The organism is Lichenifustis flavocetrariae (assembly GCF_026130545.1).
GTDB lineage: Bacteria > Pseudomonadota > Alphaproteobacteria > Rhizobiales > Beijerinckiaceae > Lichenihabitans > Lichenihabitans flavocetrariae.
The window spans coordinates 1-1944 of the sequence record NZ_JAMOIM010000133.1 but is presented as its reverse complement, the minus strand read 5'-3'; the positions used below and the strand labels follow the sequence as shown (position 1 = coordinate 1944).

2 protein-coding genes are annotated in these 1944 nt (G+C 68.4%); both read right to left on the bottom strand.

Annotation, left to right across the window (positions count from 1 at the left end):
• Positions 1 to 896, bottom strand: an 896-nt coding sequence (locus M8523_RS36225; protein ID WP_282589632.1) for an exodeoxyribonuclease VII large subunit, incomplete at its 3' end; no start/stop codon positions are given.
• 103 nt (positions 897 to 999) lie between these two features.
• Positions 1000 to 1944, bottom strand: a 945-nt coding sequence (locus tag M8523_RS36220; RefSeq protein WP_282589631.1) for a hypothetical protein, incomplete at its 5' end; no start/stop codon positions are given.

Here is a 1944-nt window from a genome sequence, read left to right as displayed (position 1 = left end):
GTGTCGCAGGCCCGCCAGGCCACCTCGTCCAGCAAGGTGCGGTCGATGGCATGGCCGACGCCGCTGACGATCGGCACTGGGCAGCGGCAGACCGCGCGGACGAGGCTCTCGTTGTTGAGACTCTGCAAGCCGGCGCTCGCGCCCCCGCCACGGACGATCATGATGAGATCGGGGCGGCCCCCTTCCACCGTGTCGGCGGCCATCATCAGCGCCGCGATCAATCCGGCCGCTGCGCGTTCGCCCTCGAACGGTGCCTGATAGTGCCGAAGGATCAGCAGACCGGCGCTCTGCCATCGATCGAGTTCGGCGGCGACATCGGCATAGCCGGCCGCGCCGGTCGGGTGGATGACGCAGAGCCGCGTGAGATCCGGTGGCGTGGCAAGCGACCGCTGTCTGTCGAAGAGCGCTTCGCGCTGCAGCGTCTGACGCAACTGGTCGACACGAAGCCGCTCGATGGATTGATGGGTCGCGGCGCTCAGTCCGAGGACACGGGCCTGCAGATGCCAGCGCGGCGAGAAGGTGGGTTCGACGCGCAGGCAGGTGGTCAGTCCGACCAGCAGGGCGGGATCGAAGGCCGCGCCGCTCGCCTGGACGATGCCGCGACGCACCTCGTTGGCGAGAAACACCCGCAATTGTGCCGTTGGCGCTCCGCCGGTGCCGTCACTCTCGACGAGTTCCAGCTGATGGCCGTGGGCGCTGGCCTTGACGGCCACGACCGTGGCCTCAATCCAGACCTGAGCGGGCAAACCAGCAAGCAGACTGCGTCCCACCGCGGCGAGAAAGTGCGTCAGGGTGAAGGTCGGGATGGCCTCCCTGAGCGAGTTGTGGCTCGCCGCATCGCGCAGGGACGCAACGGCAACGGAGGGAGGTGAGACGATCGGGGCAGCCGAGGTCATTGGGAGATCCAGAGGATGGGCGGAAACAAGGGAGGTTGCGGAACAGGGCTCAGGCCCGGCGGGCCGGGCGGCGATCACGAGGGACCGCCGCCCCGGCGCGCGCTCAGCGCTCGATTGCGTGGCGGCTCATCGGGCTTGGGTTGCCAGAACGGGAGCGGGCGAGGACGAAGTCGGCGATGATGCCCTCGATGAGATCCGCATAGGCATCGGCGTCCCAGCGTGGCGACAGACGCACGAGCTCGCAGGCCGTCTTGAAACCGGATTTGTCCTGCTTCAGCGTGAAGCGTTGCAGGCGACCGATGTCGAAGCCGCGACCAAGACACATGAGGCGAAAGGCCGGCTGCGCCGCGATGGTCGCCAGGGACACCGACCACAGGCGTTCGGTGAGGGCGATGTCGAAAGCCTCATGGGTCATGCCGGCCGGGAGACGGACCTGGAGCGCATTGCCAAGACCCGTGACCGGGCTGTTGGGCGGCCGCGGGCCGTGCGGCGGCAGATCGGCGGCGATCCAGTTCTGGAAGCCGGGCTCGGCCACGACCTCATTGCCCAACCGGCGATAGGCGGCGTAGCCGGCCTCATTGAGGGTTTGCATGCGCGCGTCGACCGTCGCCGCGCTGGTGGTTCCGGCCTTGTAGAGGGTCGTGTTGATCGCCTCGTGGATCCCCGCCAGGCCGATGCAGCCTGCCAGGTAAGCGAGCGCAGTCCCCCCCTGTCCCGCGACCGCGCGATAGGTCGCCGAGGCGAACAGAGCGGTGTCGACGGGTGGAGGCGCCAGCCGGCCGCGCCGCGGGCGTGCGCTGGCCGGCAACGGCAGCAGGCTGAGTTGCTGCGGCTGTGCGTTCCGCTGTGTGACGGGTTCGCTCTCGCGCATCGGGGCCAGAGGACAAGCCGCTTCGGGCTCGAGAGACGGCTGCGGCGCGGCTGCCGTCAGGGCCAAACGGGCGCGCTCGAAGGCGCCGCGATCGTTGGCGCTAAGGCAGCGTCGACAAATTATCGCGCTGATTATGATGGCCTTGGAGCGATTGTATAGTTCCATTCGCCATGGAAG